Source organism: Microbacterium sp. NPDC078814, from assembly GCF_040702645.1.
GTDB lineage: Bacteria > Actinomycetota > Actinomycetes > Actinomycetales > Microbacteriaceae > Microbacterium.
The window spans coordinates 308,418-328,450 of record NZ_JBFBLT010000005.1 but is presented as its reverse complement, the minus strand read 5'-3'; the positions used below and the strand labels follow the sequence as shown (position 1 = coordinate 328,450).

The 20,033-nt window shown below is 70.5% G+C and carries 21 protein-coding genes; 15 read left to right on the top strand and 6 right to left on the bottom strand.

The window, feature by feature from the left end:
• A complete protein-coding gene (locus tag AB0300_RS12310) occupies nucleotides 1-1,206 on the bottom strand; it encodes a class I SAM-dependent methyltransferase (RefSeq protein WP_338565538.1) in 1,206 nt (401 codons plus the stop codon).
• 150 nt (nucleotides 1,207-1,356) lie between these two features.
• On the opposite strand from AB0300_RS12310, the gene groES reads away from it, so the two are divergent.
• From groES to AB0300_RS12295, 3 genes are all read left to right on the top strand, one after another.
• Nucleotides 1,357-1,653: a co-chaperone GroES gene (gene groES / locus AB0300_RS12305; protein ID WP_017203655.1), complete on the top strand. Its 297-nt coding sequence runs from the start codon at nucleotides 1,357-1,359 to the stop codon at nucleotides 1,651-1,653.
• Between the two features lie 131 nt (nucleotides 1,654-1,784).
• The gene (gene rarD, locus AB0300_RS12300) at nucleotides 1,785-2,717 is read left to right on the top strand and encodes an EamA family transporter RarD (RefSeq protein WP_366216101.1); all 933 of its coding nucleotides are present in this window, start codon (nucleotides 1,785-1,787) and stop codon (nucleotides 2,715-2,717) included.
• Between the two features lie 144 nt (nucleotides 2,718-2,861).
• A complete protein-coding gene (locus AB0300_RS12295; protein WP_025103729.1) occupies nucleotides 2,862-4,118 on the top strand; it encodes an ABC transporter substrate-binding protein in 1,257 nt (418 codons plus the stop codon).
• A 65-nt stretch (nucleotides 4,119-4,183) separates the two neighbouring features.
• On the opposite strand, the gene AB0300_RS12290 is transcribed toward AB0300_RS12295, so the two are convergent.
• From AB0300_RS12290 to AB0300_RS12275, 4 genes are read right to left on the bottom strand one after another with little or no spacing between them, the layout of a single operon-like run.
• Nucleotides 4,184-4,951, bottom strand: coding sequence for an ABC transporter ATP-binding protein (locus tag AB0300_RS12290; protein WP_025103730.1), 768 nt, complete (start codon nucleotides 4,949-4,951; stop codon nucleotides 4,184-4,186).
• A complete protein-coding gene (locus AB0300_RS12285; protein WP_025103731.1) occupies nucleotides 4,948-5,946 on the bottom strand; it encodes an ABC transporter ATP-binding protein in 999 nt (332 codons plus the stop codon). The genes AB0300_RS12290 and AB0300_RS12285 overlap by 4 nt, the downstream gene beginning before the upstream one ends.
• Nucleotides 5,936-6,913 (bottom strand): branched-chain amino acid ABC transporter permease, encoded by a 978-nt coding sequence (locus tag AB0300_RS12280; protein WP_025103732.1) that lies wholly within the window; start codon nucleotides 6,911-6,913, stop codon nucleotides 5,936-5,938. Before AB0300_RS12280 ends, AB0300_RS12285 begins: the two co-directional genes overlap by 11 nt.
• 3 nt (nucleotides 6,914-6,916) lie before the next feature.
• On the bottom strand, nucleotides 6,917-8,203 hold the full coding sequence (locus tag AB0300_RS12275) for a branched-chain amino acid ABC transporter permease (protein ID WP_085605837.1): 1,287 nt from the start codon (nucleotides 8,201-8,203) through the stop codon (nucleotides 6,917-6,919).
• 316 nt (nucleotides 8,204-8,519) lie between these two features.
• On the opposite strand from AB0300_RS12275, the gene guaB reads away from it, so the two are divergent.
• Nucleotides 8,520-10,022, top strand: coding sequence for an IMP dehydrogenase (gene guaB, locus AB0300_RS12270; RefSeq protein WP_025103734.1), 1,503 nt, complete (start codon nucleotides 8,520-8,522; stop codon nucleotides 10,020-10,022).
• Between the two features lie 72 nt (nucleotides 10,023-10,094).
• Here guaB and AB0300_RS12265 read toward each other — a convergent pair whose 3' ends face one another.
• Nucleotides 10,095-10,505 (bottom strand): hypothetical protein, encoded by a 411-nt coding sequence (locus AB0300_RS12265; protein WP_085605835.1) that lies wholly within the window; start codon nucleotides 10,503-10,505, stop codon nucleotides 10,095-10,097.
• 100 nt (nucleotides 10,506-10,605) lie between these two features.
• On the opposite strand from AB0300_RS12265, the gene AB0300_RS12260 reads away from it, so the two are divergent.
• The 11 genes from AB0300_RS12260 (at nucleotide 10,606) to AB0300_RS12210 (ending at nucleotide 19,999) form a co-directional block, all read left to right on the top strand.
• The gene (locus AB0300_RS12260; RefSeq protein WP_025103736.1) at nucleotides 10,606-10,917 is read left to right on the top strand and encodes a DUF2277 domain-containing protein; all 312 of its coding nucleotides are present in this window, start codon (nucleotides 10,606-10,608) and stop codon (nucleotides 10,915-10,917) included.
• Nucleotides 10,918-11,055: 138 nt separating this feature from the next.
• Entirely contained in the window at nucleotides 11,056-12,102 is a 1,047-nt protein-coding gene (locus AB0300_RS12255; RefSeq protein WP_025103737.1) for a response regulator, read from the top strand.
• Complete coding sequence (locus AB0300_RS12250) at nucleotides 12,102-13,091, top strand: ATP-grasp domain-containing protein (protein WP_366216099.1); 990 nt, start codon at nucleotides 12,102-12,104, stop codon at nucleotides 13,089-13,091. Before AB0300_RS12255 ends, AB0300_RS12250 begins: the two co-directional genes overlap by 1 nt.
• Nucleotides 13,088-13,801 carry a PHP domain-containing protein gene (locus tag AB0300_RS12245; RefSeq protein ID WP_025103739.1) on the top strand — a complete coding sequence of 238 codons (714 nt, stop codon included), beginning with the start codon at nucleotides 13,088-13,090 and terminating at the stop codon, nucleotides 13,799-13,801. Before AB0300_RS12250 ends, AB0300_RS12245 begins: the two co-directional genes overlap by 4 nt.
• The gene (locus AB0300_RS12240) at nucleotides 13,801-15,288 is read left to right on the top strand and encodes a glycosyltransferase (protein WP_025103740.1); all 1,488 of its coding nucleotides are present in this window, start codon (nucleotides 13,801-13,803) and stop codon (nucleotides 15,286-15,288) included. Before AB0300_RS12245 ends, AB0300_RS12240 begins: the two co-directional genes overlap by 1 nt.
• Nucleotides 15,285-15,428: a hypothetical protein gene (locus AB0300_RS12235; protein ID WP_157524008.1), complete on the top strand. Its 144-nt coding sequence runs from the start codon at nucleotides 15,285-15,287 to the stop codon at nucleotides 15,426-15,428. Before AB0300_RS12240 ends, AB0300_RS12235 begins: the two co-directional genes overlap by 4 nt.
• Nucleotides 15,425-15,772, top strand: a complete 348-nt coding sequence (locus AB0300_RS12230; RefSeq protein WP_025103741.1) for a response regulator — start codon at nucleotides 15,425-15,427, stop codon at nucleotides 15,770-15,772. Before AB0300_RS12235 ends, AB0300_RS12230 begins: the two co-directional genes overlap by 4 nt.
• Nucleotides 15,769-17,589 carry an ATP-binding protein gene (locus tag AB0300_RS12225; protein WP_366216098.1) on the top strand — a complete coding sequence of 607 codons (1,821 nt, stop codon included), beginning with the start codon at nucleotides 15,769-15,771 and terminating at the stop codon, nucleotides 17,587-17,589. Before AB0300_RS12230 ends, AB0300_RS12225 begins: the two co-directional genes overlap by 4 nt.
• Nucleotides 17,590-17,622: 33 nt before the next feature.
• Nucleotides 17,623-17,868: an AbrB/MazE/SpoVT family DNA-binding domain-containing protein gene (locus AB0300_RS12220; RefSeq protein ID WP_025103743.1), complete on the top strand. Its 246-nt coding sequence runs from the start codon at nucleotides 17,623-17,625 to the stop codon at nucleotides 17,866-17,868.
• Nucleotides 17,865-18,230: a type II toxin-antitoxin system VapC family toxin gene (locus AB0300_RS12215; RefSeq protein ID WP_025103744.1), complete on the top strand. Its 366-nt coding sequence runs from the start codon at nucleotides 17,865-17,867 to the stop codon at nucleotides 18,228-18,230. Before AB0300_RS12220 ends, AB0300_RS12215 begins: the two co-directional genes overlap by 4 nt.
• 80 nt (nucleotides 18,231-18,310) lie before the next feature.
• Complete coding sequence (locus tag AB0300_RS12210; RefSeq protein WP_025103745.1) at nucleotides 18,311-19,999, top strand: ATP-binding cassette domain-containing protein; 1,689 nt, start codon at nucleotides 18,311-18,313, stop codon at nucleotides 19,997-19,999.
• Nucleotides 20,000-20,033: the final 34 nt, after the last annotated feature.

The window sequence follows — 20,033 nt, the reverse complement described above, 5'->3', positions numbered from 1 at the left end:
TCAGTCCGCGGCGGGCACCCGGTCGGCGAGGATCGCGCGGCGCTGATCGCCGAACCGGGCGAGGATCAGGGTCGCCTCGGCGTCGCCGCGCAGGGTCAGCTTGCGCCGGAAGGCCGCCGGATCGACGTCCACCCCGCGCTTCTTGATCTCGATGCGGCCGATGCCGTGGGTCTTCAAGGCCGCGTTGATCGTCTTCGGCGTGATCGGCAGCGTCTCCCGGACGCGGAAGGACTGCACGAACGGGCTCGTCAGGGCGGCGTCCGAGGTCAGGTACGCGATGCGCGGATCGAGCATCCCCGCGTCGAGGCTGCGGGCGACGTCGCCGATGAGCCGGGCCCGGATGACGGCCCCGTCCGGCTCGTGGAGGAAGGCCCCGAGCGCACGGACCGGCGCGTCCTCGGCATCCGCGGATCCGGTGAGCTCGTGCGAGCGCTCGCCGCGGATGACGAGAGCGGAGCGCCGCACCCCTTCCCTCGCGAGCTCGCGCGACCACACCACGAGCTCGACCACGCTCCCGTCGGCGCTGACCCACTGCGTCTCCGCGTCCGTGGGCAGGCGGTCGCGGTCGTGGGCGGGGCCGAGCTTGATCCCGGTGGGGCGCTGCGCGGCGACGGCGAACGCCCAGTCGAGCGACGGCGAGTAGTCGTCGGCGGAGACGCGCCGGGTCTCGCTGTGCCCGGAGGTGCGGCGGGCGGGGTCCATCCAGATCGCCTGGCCGGGGACCGGTTCTCCGAGGGCCTCCTCCGCGGTCGCGTGGCGTACTGTGGCGTCCTCCCCGAACGGGGCGAGGTTGTAGGCGGCGAAGGCCGCGGTCACCTCGTCGGCGTCCACGGCGTGCACCGCCAGTCCGGCGCCGGCGAACGCGAGGGCGTCGCCGCCGATCCCGCAGCCGAGGTCGGCGACGCTCGTGAGGCCGGCCCGGCGGATCCGCTGGGCGTGGCGGGCGGCCACTCCGAGGCGTGTGGCCTGCTCGAGGCCCGCGCGGGTGAAGAGCATGCGGGCGGCGAACGGGCCGAACTTCGCCGTGGCCTTGGCGCGCAGGTGCGCCTGGCCGACGACGGCGGAGACGAGGTCGGGGGAGTGGCCGGCGGCGCGCAGCCGGGAGACGGCTGCGGCCGCCTCGGCGGTGGAGGTGACCGGCCCGAGCGCATCGAGCAGCTCGAGGCCGGCGGGGGTCAGCAGGGCGCGCAGCTCGGACATCTCCACCCTCCCACCCTAGGACCCGGTCGCCGCCGGATCGGGGTTGGCACTCGCATTGCATGAGTGCCAGCCGACCGCCTACACTGGCATTAGCACTCTCGGGTTGAGAGTGCGAACGAGTCTTTCGTGTCAGCGTCAAGAAAGAAGAGGTAGACCGTGTCGGTTTCCATCAAGCCGCTCGAGGACCGCATCGTCATCAAGCAGGTCGAGGCCGAGCAGACCACCGCGAGTGGCCTGGTCATCCCCGACACCGCCAAGGAGAAGCCCCAGGAGGGCGAGGTCGTGGCGGTCGGCCCCGGCCGTATCGACGACAACGGCAACCGCGTTCCGCTCGACGTCGCCGTCGGCGACCGCGTGCTCTACAGCAAGTACGGCGGCACCGAGGTGAAGTTCGGCGCGGACGAGTTCCTCGTCCTGTCGGCTCGCGACGTCCTGGCGGTCGTCGTCCGCTGATCGCACACCCGGTTCCCTCCGCTCGCCGGACGGGAACCCGGTCCGCAGAGGGCCCGGATGCTTCGGCATCCGGGCCCTCTTCTGCGTCCCGAACGGCGCGTCGCCCGGCGGCGCAGGCATAGGGTTGTGCGGTGACCGTTGAGACGACCCGCGCCACCCGGACGGCGGGCGTCGCCTACGCCGGGAGCGCCTACCTGCTGTGGGGCGTCCTGCCGCTCTACTTCCTCCTGCTGCAGCCCACCGGTCCGTGGGAGGTCGTCGCCTGGCGGGTGCTGCTCTCCGTCGTCTTCTGTCTCCTGCTGCTCACGGTCACGAGGGGATGGGCCGCCTTCCTCGCGATCGTCCGGAGTCCGCGGCTGCTGGGGTGGACGGCCCTGGCCGGCCTCCTCATCTACGTCAACTGGCAGGTCTTCGTCCTCGGCACGCTGAGCGGGAACGTGGTGGAGACGGCGCTCGGCTACTTCATCAACCCCATCACGACGGTGCTGCTCGGCGTCTTCGTGCTCAAGGAGCGCATCCGCCGGCTGCAGTGGGCGGCCGTCGGGATCGCGGCCATCGCGGTCGTGGTCATCGTCGTGGCGTACGGCCACGTCCCCTGGATCGCCTTGACGCTCACGGCCTCCTTCGGCCTGTACGGGCTCATCAAGAAGAAGATCGGCCCCGCCGTCGACGCGGTGAGCGGGCTGACGCTCGAGTCGTTCTGGCTGATCCCCATCGCGGTGGTGCAGCTCGTGATCGTGGCGACGACGCCGGCCGGCCTGACCATGGGGACCGCGGGCGGGCCGCATGCCGTGCTGCTCGCGTTCGCGGGAGTGGCGACGGCCGTCCCTCTGCTGCTGTTCGCGGCCGGCACGCGTCGCGTCGATCTCGCCGTCATCGGCATGCTGCAGTTCCTCACCCCGATCCTCCAGTTCCTGATCGGGGTCGTCGTGCTGCACGAGCCGATGCCGCCGGAGCGCTGGATCGGGTTCGTCCTGGTGTGGATCGCGATCGCGGTCTTCGTCGTCGATCTGCTCCTCGCCGCACGGCGCGGCCGTCGGGACACCCCCGCCGCGGGGCTCTGATCCCGCCCGCCCACCGGCGGAAACAGCTGTCCTGGATCGTTAACGCACCGAGATACTTGCCCCTCCTGCGCGCGGGGCGCACGCCCTAGTGTTAGAGCACCCGACTGTGGTCACCATCCACGTTCGTTTACGCAAGGGAGCATCATGAACGCACTGAAGGGCTCGCGCAGCGCGAGGATCTTCGCCGGGATCGCGCTGGTCAGCGCCTCCGCCCTCATCATCGCGGGCTGCAGCAGCACGCCGAACGCGGAGCCGTCGGACGGGGGTGGCGACAAGCCCGCCGCCGACCTGACGCTCAAGCTCGGTTCGCTGCTGCCCGCCACCGGTACGCTCGCGTTCCTGGGCGCGCCGATGGAGGCCGGCGTCCAGCTCGCCGTGGATCAGATCAACGAGGCCGACGCCGGAATCACGATCGACCTCAGCACGGCCGACGAGGGCGACCTCGACAACAAGGCCTACGAGACCTCCATCACCAACCTGCGCAACGACGGCATCACCGCCATGATCGGCGCGGCGTCCTCGAGCGTCACCAAGCTCATCCTCGACGGCAACGCGGGTGCCGACATCCTGACGGTGTCCCCGTCCAACACCTCGCCGGACTTCACGGGCATCAACCCGCTGTACTTCCGCACCGCGCCGAGCGACAACCTGCAGGGCGAGGTGCTCGGCAACGAGATCGCCGAGGACGGTCACAAGACGCTGGGCATCATCTACCAGAACGACCCGTACGGCACGGGGCTGTTCGAGGCGATCAAGGCCACCTTCGAGAGCACCGGCGGCGAGGTCGTCGCCGACGCCTCGTACAACCAGGGCGACGGACAGTTCAACGCCCAGGTCTCGGAGATCGCCGCGGCCAAGCCGGATGCGGTCGCCGTCGTCTCCTACGACCAGTTCGCCACGATCGCGCCGCTGCTCGGCAACGCCGGGGTCGACACGGGGTCGCTGTACCTCGTCGACGGCAACCTCAAGGACTGGGGTGCGGACGTGTCGGTCAGCCTCGAGGGCTCGAAGGGCACCCGCGCCGGCGCCGAGCTGCCGCAGGACTTCCTCGACCAGCTGAACGCGGTCTGGACGGCCGAGGGCAACGACCCGATCGACGCCGTGACGTACTCGGCCGAGGCGTACGACGCCGTGGTGCTGATCGCTCTGGCCGCGCTGAAGGCCGGCTCGGTCGAGGGCCCGGACATCGCCGCGGAGATGATCACCGTCTCCGGTGGTGACGGCGACGGCGAGAAGTGCGACAACTACGCCGACTGCGCCGCGATCATCAACGACGGCGGCACGCCGGACTACGACGGCCTCTCCGGTGAGATCACGTTCGACGAGAACAACGACCCGAAGGGCGCTGCCATCGGCGTCTACGAGTTCGACTCCGAGAACGTCACCTCGCGCATCAAGTAACGCAGCGACGACGAAGGCCCCGGATGCTTCGGCATCCGGGGCCTTCGTCGTTCCTGGGCCGCGTCTCAGGCCGCGTCGGTCCCGAGGGTGCCGAGGTAGAGGCCGATGACCTTCGGGTCGTTCAGCAGCTCCCGGCCGGTGCCCTCGTAGGCGTCCTTGCCCTGGTCGAGCACATAGCCGCGGTCGCAGATCTGCAGGCACCGGCGGGCGTTCTGCTCGACCATGATCGTCGTGACGCCCGCCTTGTTGATGTCGGAGACGCGGATGAAGGCGTCGTCCTGTCGCACGGGGGAGAGGCCGGCGGACGGCTCGTCCAGCAGGAGCACCGAGGGGTCCATCATGAGCGCGCGCGACATGGCCACCATCTGCCGCTCACCGCCGGAGAGCGAGCCGGCCCGCTGCTTCAGGCGCTTGCCGATCTCGGCGAAGATGCTGCTGACGAACTCGAGTCGCTCCGCGAAGATCTTCGGGTTCTGGTAGAGGCCCATCTCCAGGTTCTCCTGGATGGTGAGCGAAGGAAACACATTGTTCGTCTGCGGCACGAAGGCCACACCGCGGCGCACGAGCTTGTCGGCCTTGAGACCGACGATGCTCTCACCCTTGACCGTGATGTCGCCCTCGCGGACGTTCACCATGCCGAAGATCGCCTTGAGGAGCGTCGACTTCCCGGCGCCGTTCGGGCCGATGATGCCGATGAGCTCACCCTGGCGGGCGACGAGGTTGGCGCCGTTGAGGATGTTGACTCCCGGCAGGTAGCCGGCGTGCACGTCCTTCAGCTCGACGACCACGTCGTCGGCCCGGGCGGCGCCCTCGGCGGGGGTTGCGGTGCTCATGCCTTGCCCTCCTCGGCGGCGTCCTCGGCCTCGACCTCGGCCTCGACCTCTGTCTCGATCTGCTCGCGGATGCGCTCCGCGTCGGCGTCGGAGATCACCGGGAGACGGCCGGTGACGGCGCCGAGGTCCACGTCCTGGTGGGCGCCGAGGTAGGCGTCCACCACCGCGGGGTCCTCCATGACGGTCTCCGGCGGCCCCTCGGCCACCACGCGCCCCTCGGCCATCACGACCACCCAGTCGGCGATGTGACGGACCATGTGCATGTCGTGCTCCACGAACAGGACGGTCATCCCGAGGTCCTTGAGGTCGAGGATGTGATCGAGGAGCGACTGCGTGAGGGCGGGGTTCACCCCGGCCATCGGCTCGTCGAGCATCACCAGGCTCGGGTCGCTCATGAGGGCCCTGGCCATCTCCAGCAGCTTGCGCTGCCCGCCGGAGAGCGACGCCGCGAAGTCCTGCTCCTTGGCGTCGAGCTTGAAGCGCACGAGGAGCTCGTGGGCGCGCTGCTCGATCTCCTGCTCCTGCTTGCGCCAGAGGAAGGGGAACAGCCCTGCCCAGAAACCCTCGCCGCGCTGGTCCTTCGCACCGAGCTTCATGTTCTCCAGCACGGTCAGCAACGACAGCGACTTGGTGAGCTGGAAGGTGCGCACCTGTCCCATCCGGGCGACCTTGAACGACGGGATTCCGGACAGGTTCTTGCCGTCGTAGGACCACGTGCCGCTGTTGGGCTTATCGAAGCCGCACAGGAGGTTGAACAGCGTGGTCTTGCCGGCGCCGTTGGGGCCGATGAGCGCCGTGATGGCGCCGCGCGGGATCTCGAGATGATCGACGTCGACCGCGGTGAGGCCGCCGAAGCGCCGCTGCACGGCGTCCACGACGAGGATCGGGTCGACCTTCTTGACTCCGGGGGCGGCGGGGCCCGCGGCGAGGCCGGTGGTCTTGGCGCGGGGAGCGCTCTTCGCGGGCGTGACGGCCGCGTCGTTCTCACTTGACAAAGGTCATCTCCCTCTTGTTCCCCAGGATGCCCTGCGGGCGGAACACGACGATGAGCATCAGCACGATGCCGATGAGGATGTAGCGCACCACGTCGGCCTGAGCGCTCGTCATGGGCAGGTAGCCGGCCGTGGCCATCGCGGGGAGGAGCGCGCCGAGGAAGGCGAACACCACCCAGAACAGGACGGCGCCGAGCGTGGGGCCGAACACCGTGGCCGCGCCGCCGAGGAGCAGGATCGTCCACAGGAAGAACGTCAGCGACGTCGAGTAGCTGCCGGGGATGACCGCCGACGGCAGGACGAAGACGATGCCGCCGAGCGCACCGATCACACCGCCCACCACGAGCGCCTGCATCTTGTAGGCGAAGACGTTCTTGCCGAGAGAGCGCACGGCGTCCTCGTCCTCGCGGATGCCCTTGAGCACCCGGCCCCACGGGCTGCGCATGAGCGCCCAGACCACGAGGATCGTCAGAGCGAGCGTGAGCAGACCGAACACCCGCACCCAGAGGTCGTTGGCGTTGTACGTCCACGGGCCGAAGCCATAGGTCCCCGGGGGGAACGGGTTGGCGTCGCGGAAGCTCTGGTGGTACCCGGACAGACCGCCCGCGGAGTTCGTCCAGTCCTTGAAGAGCTCGGTGACGAACATCAGGCGGACGACCTCGGCGGCTGCGATGGTCGCGATGGCGAGGTAGTCGGCGCGCAGCCGCAGGGTCGGGATGCCCAGCAGCAGGGCGAAGAGCGCGCCGCCGGTGATGCCGACGAGCACGCCCAGCCACCACGGGAATCCGAAGGTGAGGATCGAGATCGCGTAGCCGTAGCCGCCGATCGCCATGAACGCCGCCATGCCGAAGTTGAGCAGACCCGTGTACCCGAAGTGCACCGCGAGGCCGGTGGCCGCGAGCGCGTAGGCGATCGTCGTCGGGCTGAACAGGTAGGAGGCGGTGTTGCCGAAGATGCTTCCGAAGTCCATGCGTCAGCCCAACCTTTCCTTGCGTCCGAGGATGCCCTGCGGTCGCACGAGCAGGATGATGATCAGCGCGACGAGGGCGCTGGCGTACTTGAGGTCGGTCGGCACTCCGAGGAGCGTGGAGACCTCGACGGCGAGGCCGACGATGATCGAGCCGATCAGCGCGCCGATCGCGGAGCCGAGGCCGCCGAGCGTGATGGCGCAGAACATCAGCAGCAGCATCTGCATGCCCATGTCCCACTTCACGCCGGGGCGGAAGTATGCCCAGAGGATGCCGGAGATCGCGGCCAGGGTACCGGCGAGGATCCAGACGACGCGGATGACCTTGTCCACGTCGATGCCGGAGGCGGCGGCGAGCTGCGGGTTGTCCGAGATCGCCCTCGTCGCCTTCCCGGTGCGGGTGCGGGTGAGGAAGAACGCGACGCCGAGGATCACGATGATGCTCGTGGCCATGCCGATCATGTCGATGTACGACAGGGAGATCGGACCGAGGCGGATCGGCTCCGGACTCGCGCCGGGCAGCTGGTAGGTGTTGCCGCCGATGATGTACTGCAGGCCGTAGCGCAGGGCCAGCGAGAGGCCGATGCTGACGATCATGAGCTGGACGACGCCCAGACCGCGGCGGCGCAGCGGCTTCCAGATGCCGGCGTCCAGCGCCCAGCCGAGCGCCGCGCCGCCGATGACCGCGGCGATGATGCCGGCCCACAGCGGGAGCTGCCAGAAGGAGGTGACGACGAGGGTGATCACCGCGCCCCACGTCACCATCTCGCCGTGCGCGAAGTTCGACAGCCGGGTCGTGCCGTAGATGAGTGCGGCGCCCATCGAGGCGAGCCCCAGCAGGAGCCCGAAGTTCAGACCGCCCACCAGGCGCGACAGGAGCTGATCGAGGAAGGAGACGGTCACCCGCTCGCCCTCGCCGAGGAAGAGGTTGACGATCTTCGTCCCGGTGAGACCGAACTCCAGCTCGAACGAGGCGGTGGTGCCGGCGACGGGCTGGATGCCCTCGGGAAGCTGCGTCGCGTCGACGATCACGCCGTCCGGAAGCGTGGACTCGTCCACCGTGAGGGTGTACGTCTCCTTCTCCGGCACGTAGAGGCGCCACTTGCCCTCGGCGTCCGTCTCGGTCTCGGCGTCGAAGCCGTTGCCCTCGATCGTCATGACGACGCCTTCGACGGGCTCGTCGCCGTTGGTGACGACGCCGGCGAAGTAGAAGTCGGTGACCTCCTGCCCGTCGTCCGTGGTCTCGGCGGAGGCCGCTGAGGGAGGGAGCAGGAGCGATGCCGCGAGCGCCATCAGGATTCCGAAGAAGGCGAAGGCCCAAGGGCGCTTTCGCGGTCCGGCGAGTGCTGTGGGTCCCACGCAACCTCCACTGTGAGTGCTGTCTCCGCGGGCTCGGGTCGAACCGCGGGGATGGACGACGCACTTGAGCGTAATGGGCGATCGGCGAATCACCTATCGTCCCGGCCAACGGTCCGGTAACGACAGGGCCCTGGGAATGTTCTCGGGCGTGTCTCGCTTAGAATCTCCATACGGGTCACGCCCGCGCACCGGCCGACGTCGACCCCCCATTCGCACCCGGATCCGCGCCACTCGCGCAGGAGGAGATTCCATGGACCAGCACGATCCCTTCGGCTTCGTCGGACTGACCTACGATGACGTGCTGCTGCTCCCCGGGCACACCGACGTCATCCCCAGTGAGGCCGACACGTCGTCCCGGATCACCCGACGGATCTCCGTCGCGACGCCGCTGCTCTCCAGCGCGATGGACACGGTGACCGAATCCCGCATGGCGATCGCCATGGCCCGGGAGGGCGGCATCGGCATCCTGCACCGCAACCTCTCGATCGCCGACCAGGCCGCGCACGTCGACCGCGTGAAGCGCAGCGAGTCCGGCATGATCACCGACCCGATCACCACGACGCAGGACGCGACGGTGGAGGAGGTCGACGCGCTGTGCGCCAAGTACCGGATCTCCGGCCTCCCGGTCGTGGACGACGAGGGTCGCCTGGTGGGCATCATCACGAACCGCGACATGCGCTTCGTCTCCGGCTTCGAGCGTCAGAGCACGTTCGTCAAGGACGTCATGACGAGGGAGAACCTCGTCACCGCCCCCGTCGGCGTCGCCGCAGGCGAGGTCATCGCGCTGTTCGCGAAGCACCGCGTCGAGAAGCTGCCCCTCATCGACGAGGACGGCAAGCTCGCCGGCCTCATCACCATCAAGGACTTCGACAAGAGCGAGAAGTACCCGCTCGCCACCAAGGACGACCAGGGCCGCCTGCGGGTGGGCGCGGCGATCGGCTTCTTCGGCGACGCGTGGGAGCGCGCCGAGGCCCTCCGCGACGCCGGGGTGGACGTGCTCGTCGTGGACACCGCCAACGGGCAGTCGCAGGGCGTGATCGACCTCGTCAAGCGCCTCAAGGCCGACGAGTCGTTCGCCCACATCGACGTGATCGGCGGCAACGTCGCCACCCGCGAGGGCGCGCAGGCGCTCGTGGACGCGGGCGTGGACGCGGTCAAGGTGGGCGTGGGCCCCGGCTCGATCTGCACCACCCGCGTGGTCGCCGGTGTCGGCGTGCCGCAGGTCACCGCCGTCTACGAGGCCTCGCTCGCGGCGCGCCCCGCCGGCGTCCCGGTGATCGCCGACGGCGGCCTGCAGTACTCGGGCGACATCGCGAAGGCGCTCGTCGCGGGTGCCGACGCCGTGATGCTCGGCTCGCTCCTGGCCGGCACGGACGAGTCGCCGGGCGAGATCGTCTTCCAGTCGGGCAAGCAGTTCAAGCAGTACCGCGGCATGGGCTCGCTCGGCGCCATGCAGACGCGCGGCAAGCAGACGTCCTACTCGAAGGACCGCTACTTCCAGGCCGACGTGCCCAGCGACGACAAGCTGATCCCGGAGGGCATCGAGGGCCAGGTCCCCTACCGCGGCCCGCTCTCGGCCGTCGCCTACCAGCTCGTCGGCGGCCTGCGGCAGTCGATGTTCTACGTTGGCGCCCGCACCATCGAGGAGCTCAAGCAGCGCGGCAAGTTCGTGCGCATCACCTCGGCCGGGCTCAAGGAGTCGCACCCGCACGACGTGCAGATCGTCGTCGAGGCGCCGAACTACAAGAAGTGACCGCAACCCCCGCAAGGGGACGCACGAGGGGCCGGATGCGCTGCATCCGGCCCCTCGCCGTTCGCGGTGCGGTCAGCCGCAGCGGTAGGTGACGCCGCCGACGTCCCAGACCCCGGGGCCGAGCTCGGCGCACGTCCCGATCACGCCGGCCAGCACGGTCGCCAGCAGGATGATGCCGATGATCGCGAAGATCGTCAGGACGGCGCCGACGATGATGCCGGCGATCGCGATGCCCTTGGGAGCCTTCGCTTTGCCGAGCTGCACGGCGGCGATGATGCTGAGGATGAGGCCGACCGGCGGCAGCAGGAACGCCAGCACGAGGCCGATGATCGACAGCACCCGCCCCGGGGGCGACGTCGGCACGTCCTGCGCGGAGGCGGTGCCGGGCGGGGGAGCGGAGGCGGCGGGATACGGCGAGGGCGTGCTGCTGGGCGGCGGCGGGTTGTAGGGCGGCGGGGCGTCGGGCGGCGGTGCGTCGGTCATGATCTCTCCTCGGTTCCGGTCGTAGCCCAGAGCGTAGCGACGGCGGGACGGGCATGCCATCCCCCTTTCGCGGCCCGTGAGCCGCGCGTACGGTGCCGGTATGTGCCGGAACATCGTGCCTCTGAACAACCTCGAGCCCGCGGCCACCGACGAGGAGTGCCGCGAGGCTGCGCTCCAGTTCGTCCGCAAGATCTCCGGGACGACGGCGCCGTCGCGGGCGAACCGTGAGGTCTTCGATCGCGCGGTGGCCGAGATCGCCGTGGCCACGCGGCGGCTGCTCGATGATCTCGTGACCTCGGCGCCGCCCAAGAACCGCGAGGAGCAGGCGGCGAAGAGGCGGGCGCGGTCGGCGGAGCGGTACGAGGCGATCCGGCTCTACCAGGAGGAGAAGCGGGCGGCGCGCGCGGGCTGAAGCGCTGCGGGCCGGGGGTGGAGCCCTGTGCCAGAATCGACGTACCCCGCTCGACTTTCCCTGCGGCCCGGTGATGAAGGCACCGCGGTCGCACCGCCGAATCCCCTCGGCAGGGAATCTCCCCAAGGAGAGCTGTACATGGCTGAGGTCCCCCCTCGCATCCTCGTCGTCGACGACGACCACGACGTCGCCCTGCTCGTGAAGACCGTCCTGGAACGGCGTGCGGGCTGCGTCGTCGATCTCGCGGACGACGGCCGGTCGGCGCTCGAGAAGGCCGCGGCGGTGAAACCCGACGTCGTCGTCACCGACATCGAGATGCCGGGACTCAGCGGCCTGGAGCTCCTCGCGGAGCTGCGCCGCCTCATGCCCACCGTGCCGGTCATCGTCATGACGGCGCACGTCTCGGTCGAGTACGCCGTCTCCGCGCTCCGGGCGCAGGCCGACGAGTTCCTCACCAAGCCGCTCGACAACGCCCGGCTCGTGGAGTCGGTCACCCGGCTCGTCGAGGAGTCCCGGCGCCGGACAGCGGAGGCGAAGACCGGTGAGGTCGTCCTCGCGATCGGAGCGCACCCGGACGACGTCGAGATCGGTGTCGGCGGCATCCTCGCAGCCCATGCGGCCGCCGGCGATCGCATCACCATCCTCACGCTCTCCCGCGGAGCGCGCGGCGGTGATGCGGACAGCCGCCAGCACGAGTCCCTCGCCGCCGCCGAGCAGGTGGGCGCCCGGCTGTTCGTGAAAGACCTCGTCGACACCGAGATCTCCGGTGGCGGGTCGACCGTCCGCCTCATCGAGGAGGTCGTGCAGGAGATCCAGCCGACCATCGTCTACACGCACTCGCACCATGACCGCCACCAGGATCACCGCGCGGTGAACGAGGCGACGATCGTCGCGACGCGCCGCGTCGGCACGGTCGCGTGCTACCAGAGCCCGTCCGCGACCATCGACTACCGGCCCACGCGCTTCGTCCGCATCGACCGCTTCCTCGACGACAAGCTGCGGCTGCTGGAGTGCTTCCAGTCCCAGGCCGCCGCGAACCGGGAGTACCTCGCGCCGGAGTTCGTCACGGCCACCGCCCGCTACTGGTCGCGGTTCGGCGGCGGCGTGGCCGTCGAGCCGCTGGAGGTCGTGCGCGAGACCGCCGAGTTCATCGGCGCCCATGAACTGACCCGACGGGAGAGCTGATGACGAAGCGCGTACTGGTCACCGGAGCCGGGGGCCCCGCCGGAGTCGCGGTGATCCGCTCCCTGCTGCGCCGGTCCGATCTGACGGTCTTCGCGGCCGACATGGACGGCTGGGCGAGCGGCATCTACCTCGTCCCGCCGGCGCAGCGTCGTCTGGTTCCCCCGGGGCGGGACGCGGACTTCGTGCCGGCGATCGCGCGGATGGTCGCCGAGGACGGTCTCGACCTCGTGGTCTCCACCGTCGACGTGGAGCTGATCGCGCTCGCGGACCGCCGGGACGAGCTGGCCCCCGCGGTCCTCGCCGCGCCGCCCGCCGACACGCTGCACACCGCCCTCGACAAGCTCGCCCTCGCGGCGCGCTGCGCGCCGACCGGTCGTGTGCCGCGCACCGTGCTCGCCGGCCCGGATGCCGCGGAGGTCGCGTGGGAGTTCCCCGTGTTCGCCAAGCCCCGGCAGGGGGCGGGCAGCCGCGGCGTGCGCCTCGTCCCCGACGCGGAGGCGCTCGCCGCCCTCCCCACGGATGAGGGGCTGATCGTGCAGGACTTCCTCCCCGGCGAGGAGTACTCGGTCGATGTGATCGCCGACGCCTCCGGTGGGGTGGTCGCGGCGGTGCCGCGCACCCGTGCCCGGGTGGACTCCGGGGTCGCGATCGCCGGCCGCGCGCTCCGCGACCCCGAGCTCGAGGAGACCGCCGCCGCCATCGCGCGGGCGATCGGCCTCGTCGGCGTCGCCAACGTGCAGCTCCGCCGCGACCGGGACGGGCGGGCCGTGCTGCTCGAGGTCAACCCGCGCTTCCCCGGGGCGCTCCCGCTGACGATCGCCGCCGGGGTCGACATCCCGTCGCTCGTCGCCGATCTCTTCCTCGGCCGGGAGATCCCGGTGCAGGTGCCCTTCCGTGAGGTCGCCTCCGTGCGCTTCCTGGAGGACGTGATCGTCGAGGTCGACGACGTGCTCGTGTCGGCGCACGCCGGTCACCAGGAGGAGCTGTGAGTCATCCCGCCCTGCGCGGAGACCACCACGTCCACTCCACGTTCTCCGACGACGCGGTCTCCACCCTGGAGGAGAACGTCGCCGCGGCTGCGGCCGTCGGTCTCGACACCGTCCGTCTCGTCGACCACGTGCGGCAGGGCACGACCTGGGTGCCGGAGTACCTCGCCGCCGTCCGCGGCCTGTCCGTCCCGGACGGGCTGACCGTGCTCACCGGAGTGGAGGCGAAGATCCTCGACGCCTCGGGCGCGCTCGACATTCCGGCGCTTCCGGCGGGCATCGACCGGATCCTCATCGCCGATCATCAGTTCCCCGGCGTGGACGGGCCGCTCGGACCCACCGCGGTCCGCGAGCGCATCGCCGCGGGCTGGGCGCCGGCCGACGTCCTCGACCAGTTCGTGGACGCCGTCATCGCCACCATGCGCCGCCATCCGGGCAACCAGCTCGCGCACTGCTTCTCGATCCTGCCGAAGATCGGCCTCGCGGAGGAGGAGCTCGGGGGCGAGCGCCTCGACGCGTGGGCGCGAGCCGCCGCCGAGACGGACACGCTCGTCGAGGTCAACGAGAAATGGGTGTGCCCCGGGGCGGAGGCGCTGAACGCCCTGGAGCGCGCGGGCGCCGGCATCGTGGCCTCCACCGACAGCCACGTGGCCGCAGACGTCGGCCGGTATTCCCGCATCGTCCCGCTGCTCACCGGGACGGAAGGACGCTGATGCCCGAACTGACCTGGATCGAGACGGTCGTCGTCGTCATCCTCCTCCTCTGCGTGCTGATCGGCACGCTGCCGGTCGTCAACACCGGTCTGCAGTTCCTCATGCTGCCGCTGCACGCCTTCCGCAATCACTACGGCAAGGCCGCCCCGTACCACCCGAACGTGGCCGTGGTCATCCCGGCATGGAACGAGGGCCTCGTCATCGGCCCCGCGATCGAGCGGCTGCTCCAGCTCGAGTACCCCGCCGAGCGCCTCCGTGTCTTCGTCGTCGACGACGCCTCCACGGACGACACCCCGGCCATCGTGCAGCAGAAGGCGGCGACCTATCCGGGGCGGGTCGTCCACCTGCGACGCGAGAAGGGTGGCGAAGGCAAGGCGCACACGCTGAACCACGGCCTCGACGTCGTGCTCGCCGACCCGTGGACCGAGGCGGTGCTCATCATGGACGCCGACGTGATCTTCGCGCGCAACTCCCTGCGCAAGCTCACCCGGCACCTCGCGGACGAGGAGGTCGGGGCCGTCACGGCCTACATCGCGGAGGGCAGCAGGGACCGCAACTACCTCACCCGGTTCATCGCGATCGAGTACGTCATCGGCCAGCTCTCGGCACGGCGCACGCAGAACGTCGGGGGAGCGATCGCCTGCCTCGCCGGGGGCGCCCAGCTGCATTCCCGCGCGAACCTCGAGGCGATCGGCGGACGCATCCCGACGGGCACGCTCGCCGAGGACACCATGACGACCTTCGAGAGTCAGCTCCACGGCCGCCGGATGGTGTTCGAACCGCACGCCGTGGTGCTCGCCGAGGAGCCGCGGACGATCGACAGTCTCTGGAAGCAGCGGCTGCGCTGGGCGCGCGGCAACGTGCAGCTCACCTCGATCTACAAGAAGCTCTGGTTCCGTCCGAGTCGCGACCACAACCTGGGCAGCATCCCCTTCGGGCTGGCCTGGTTCACGATCCTGCTGATGCCGGCGCTCCTGCTCCTCGCCGCCACCGCGATGATCGTCCTCCTGCTCCTGCACAGCGACGTCGCGGAGTTCGTGTTCCGGTTCATGTGGATCGCCGCGGCGGCCATCTACATCTTCTCGATGCTCTACTCCGTCCAGCTCGATCCGCGCATCGGGCGGCAGTCCTGGCGCGAGGCGATCATGTTCCCGGGGCTCGGGGCGCTGATCCTCATGGCCCTGGCGCTGTTCCCCTGGGCCCTGGACGGTCTGATCGGCGCGGCGGGGCAGGAGTCGACGGAGCAGACGCGGGTGCTGTGGCTGATGGCGTTCGCCCTCTGGGGGCCGGTGTCGATGCTCGGCATCTGGCTCGCGCGGGCGGTCGAGCCGCTTCCGGCCGGACGCTTCTTCGCGGGCCTGCTGCTCTACGTCTGCGGGTACGGATCGCTGCTGTGCGCGATCACCGCCGACTCGTACCTCAAGGAGTGGCGTCGCGCGGACGCCTCCTGGATCAAGACCGAGAAGATCGGACGGGTCGACTCATGACCGACGCACCATCGCACGACGCCGAGGTGGAGGAGATCGCGGCCGACGCCCGGAAGGAGCGCCGCCTCATCCCGCAGGCGCTCATCTCCCTCGCCGTCGTGGTCGTGATCGTCGTCGTCCGAGAGCTGCTCCTGCGATGACCGGACGGCCGCTCGCCCTGGTCGTCGAGGACGCTCCGGATCAGGCGACCCTCCTGGGGCGGTACCTCGACCGGGAGGGCTTCGACGTGTTCGTCGCGCCCGATGCGGAGTCTGCCATCGCCGCCTTCCCGGACATCGACCCCCAGGTCGCCGTCCTGGACCTGCTGCTCCCGGGCATCTCCGGGCAGGCCTGCTGCCGCCTGATCCACGAACGCTATCCGGAGTGCTTCCTCATCGTCAGCTCGGTGCTGGATGTCGCGGAGTACCCGCCGGCGGACGCGGCCCTGCCGAAGCCGATCACCGGGGCCGACCTCCATCGCGCCGTGGAACGGGTTCCGCGATGAGGGCGACACCGCTGGAGCGCGCCGAGAACCGCTGGTACCGGGTCGTCGACAACCCGAACCCGATCATCAAGCAGGTCCCGACGCTCGTCGCCGCGGCGATCGCGGGCGTGATGACCTGGGCCATCCCCAGCCTGCCGTTCACCGATCTCACCCTCGCCCTCGCCGGCCTCGCGATCGTCCTCGTCGCGACGCTCCACGCCGGAGTGCTCAGCGCGTTGCACATCCGGGAGGGCTGGATCGTGCTCCTGGTCCCGATGGTCGACATCCTGGGACTGGGGCTCTTCCGCGCGGGGACGGGAGGGGCGGCCTCGCTCTTCAGCGCGCTCGTGCTGCTCCCCGTGATCTGGATCGCGGCGGCGCCCGGCATCCGCTGGGTCTTCGTCGTCGGCGCGTTCACGTCGCTCGCGCTCCTGATCCCCTACGTCATCGAACCGCCGACGAACGCGGTCGTGTGGCTCCGCGGCGTCGTCGGTCCTCTCGTCTTCGCGGCCGTCGCGGCCGTGGTGAACGAGCTCTCCCGGCAACAGCGCCTGCGGGTGCAGCAGGCGGAGGAGCTGGTCACGGAGCGGACCAAGGCGCTGTCCGAGAACGTCTCGATGATCGTGCAGCTGCGGCAGAAGGAGCACGAGTACCGCGTGCTGCTCGACTCGTTCGAGGGCCTGTGGGCGTCGATCACCGCGCAGGCCGTGATCGGCACCGATCGCGAGGGGCGCGTCACGGCCTGGAACCCCGGGGCTGTCCGCCTGCTCGGGCTCTCTCACGACGAGGCTCTCGACGACGTACGTGTCGATCGCTTCTTCTCGTCGTCGGCGTTGACCATGCTGGCCGAGGACACCGCCGCACGCGAGGGGGTCGCGCGCGCACCGCGCGTGCCCGGTGCGCCCGACGAGCGCGCGGACGTGCCGGAGGCCCTCTGCGAGCTCTTCGCCCAGGCGGACGCGGGGAACACGGTCGACGGCGACATCGAGGTCAAGACCGCGGGCGGCACGACGGTACCCGCCCGGGTGACCGTGACGCCGCACAAGGATCCGTCCGGCGCGCAGCAGGGCTACCTGTTCGTGCTCACCGATGAGACGAGAGCCGTCGAGGTCGCGCGCATGAAGGACGAGTTCGTGGGGATGATCTCCCATGAGCTGCGGACGCCGCTGAGCGCGATCATCGGCTTCCTCGACCTGCTGCAGAACGATCCGGGTCAGCCGCTGACGGAGGACCAGCAGGAGTTCGTCGGCATCATCGAGCGCAACGCGAAACGCCTGCTGAACCTCGTCGGCGACCTGCTCTTCACGGCGCAGGTGGAGTCGGGGCGCTTCCCCCTGGAACGGGACGAGGCGGACGTCGCGGCGCTCGTGCGTTCGGCCGTGGCCTCGGCGGGACCGCACGCGCAGCGCGAGGGGATCGAGCTGGACCTGCAGGTCGGGGACGAGCCGATCCCGCTGCTCGTCGATCCCGGTCGCCTCGGGCAGGCCGTGGACAACCTCCTCTCGAACGCCATCAAGTTCACCCCGCGCGGGGGTCGGGTGACGGCCGCCGTGCGTCGCCTCGACGGCGGGGTGCAGGTGGCCATCGCCGACACCGGGGTCGGGATCCCACAGGACGAGCAGCGCATGCTCTTCACCCGGTTCTTCCGGGCCTCGACGGCCACCCGCAACGCCGTGCCGGGGGTGGGGCTGGGGCTCACGATCACGCGGGCGATCGTGCTGGCCCACGGCGGGTCCATGGACGTGACCAGCGAGGAGGGGGTGGGTACCGAGTTCCGGTTCTTCCTCCCGGCGGCTCCCAAGACCGAGGTGCTGCAGACCCTCAGCCGCGCGGACTGACCACGCGAGGACGGGCAGTGGTATCGTGGGTTGATGGATACCACCTTCGTCGCTCCGATGGGAGACCGCGGCCGTCTGGTGATTCCGGCTGAGCTGCGCGCGCGGCAGCACTGGGATCAGGGCGTTCCCCTCCTGATGATCGAAGCGGAGGGTGGCGTCGTCCTCCTCACTCGCGAACAGGCGAAGGCGCTCATCCGCAGTCAGCTCGAGGGGCAGAGCGTCCTGGAGGCTCTGCTCGCCGAGCGCCGCGCGGCCGCTGCGCAGGACGACGCGGCGTGACGGTCCTCGACGCGTCGGCTGTGCTGGCATTCCTTCAGGACGAGCCCGGTGCCGCCCGCGTGGAGCAGGCTCTCGATGGCGGCGTCATCGGTGCGGCGAACTGGTCGGAGGTGGCCCAGAAGGTGCGCGCCGCCGGGGCCGACTGGGGCATCGCCTCCGGACTCCTCCTCAGCTATCGTCTGACGATCGAGCCCGTCTCGCATCGCGACGCGGAAAGGGCGGCAGCGCTCTGGGCCCGGGGCACCGGGCTCTCTCTCGGAGACCGGTTGTGCCTGGCGCTCGCCGAACGGATGGACGCGGCGGTGCTGACCGCGGACCGGGCATGGGGCGACGGCGGGCGCATCGAGCAGCTACGACCGTAGCTCGTCCCGGTCGTCGCGAAGCCCCGCGGACTGATAGCCTGGTCGGCTCGCTGTCCGCGGGCGGAAGGACGGCCACGCCTGTGGGGTACATCGACGCATCCGGAGTCTCGCTGACGCTTCCCGATGGCAGACCGCTTCTCGACGAGGTGTCGTTCCGTGTCGGGGCGGGCTCGACGAGTGCTCTCATCGGACCGAACGGTGCCGGGAAGACGACGCTGCTGCGGATCATCCGCGGCGAGCAGCCGGCCGACGACGGGGTCGTGACCATCGACGGCGGCCTCGGCGTCATGGACCAGTTCGTCGGACACGGCGAGCCGGGCCAGACCGTGCACGAGCTGCTCGTGCGGGTGGCTCCCACCCGCCTCCGTGCCGCCGCGGAGGCGCTGGAGGCCGCGGAGAACGCCCTCATCGACCGCGACGAGCACGACACCCAGATGGCCTACGCCTCCGCGATCGCCGAGTACGCGGATGCCGGCGGCTACGAGCACGAGACCGTGTGGGACCAGTGCACCGTGGCGGCGCTCGGCGTGCCGTTCGAGCGGGCGCGCTACCGCGAGCTCACCTCCCTCTCCGGCGGCGAGCAGAAGCGGCTCGCCCTGGAAGCGCTGCTGCGCGGCCCGGACGAGGTGCTCCTGCTCGACGAGCCGGACAACTACCTCGACGTGCCGACCAAGCGATGGCTCGAGGAGCGGCTGCGCGCCACCGACAAGACCGTGCTGCTGGTCTCGCACGACCGCGAGCTCCTCGCCAGGGCCGCCGATCGTCTGATCACGCTGGAGCCCGGCGCGGCGGGGTCGACCGCCTGGGTGCACGGCGGGAGCTTCGCCACCTATAACCAGGCGCGCACCGATCGGATGGACCGGCTCGACGAGCTGCGCCGACGGTGGGACGAGCAGCACGAGAAGCTCCGCGTCCTCGTCGCGAACCTCAAGGTCAAGGCGTCCGCGAACGACGGCTTCGCGTCCCGCTACCAGGCGGCGCAGACGCGGCTGCGGAAGTTCGAGGAGGCGGGCCCGCCCGAGGAGCGGCCCCCGGCGCAGGAGTTCGACATGCGCCTCCGCGGCGCCAGGACCGGCAAGCGGGCCGTCGTCGCGGACCGGCTGGAGCTGACCGGCCTCATGCGTCCGTTCGACACCGAGATCTGGTACGGCGACCGCCTCGGCGTGCTCGGCTCCAACGGCTCGGGCAAGTCGCACTTCCTGCGGCTGCTGGCCTGCGGCGGCACCGACCCGGACCCGTCCCTCGGGCACGTGACCGCGGTCGCGGAGGAGCTCCGTCCCGTCGCGCACACGGGGCGTGCGGTGCTGGGCGCCCGCGTGGTGCCGGGGCTCTTCGCGCAGACCCACGCGCATCCGGAGTTCGTCGGCCGCACCCTGCTCGAGATCCTGCACCGCGGGGACGACCTCCGAGACGGGATGCCCCGCGACGCGGCGAGTTCGGCGCTGGACAGATACGGCCTCGTCCGCCAGGCCCAGCAGCCGTTCGAATCGCTCTCCGGCGGACAGCAGGCGCGGTTCCAGGTGCTCCTGCTCGAGCTCTCCGGCGCGACCCTGCTCCTCCTCGACGAGCCCACCGACAACCTCGACCTCGAGTCGGCCGAGGCGCTGGAGGAGGCGCTCGGACGCTTCGAGGGCACCGTGGTGGCGGTCACGCACGACCGGTGGTTCGCGCGCTCCTTCGACCGGTTCCTCGTGTTCGGCACGGACGGCGAGGTCTACGAGTCCGACGAGCCGGTGTGGGACGAGCGGCGGGTGGCGCGTGCGCGCTGACCGCCGCGGAGGCCGCCGGGTGCCGGGTAGGCTG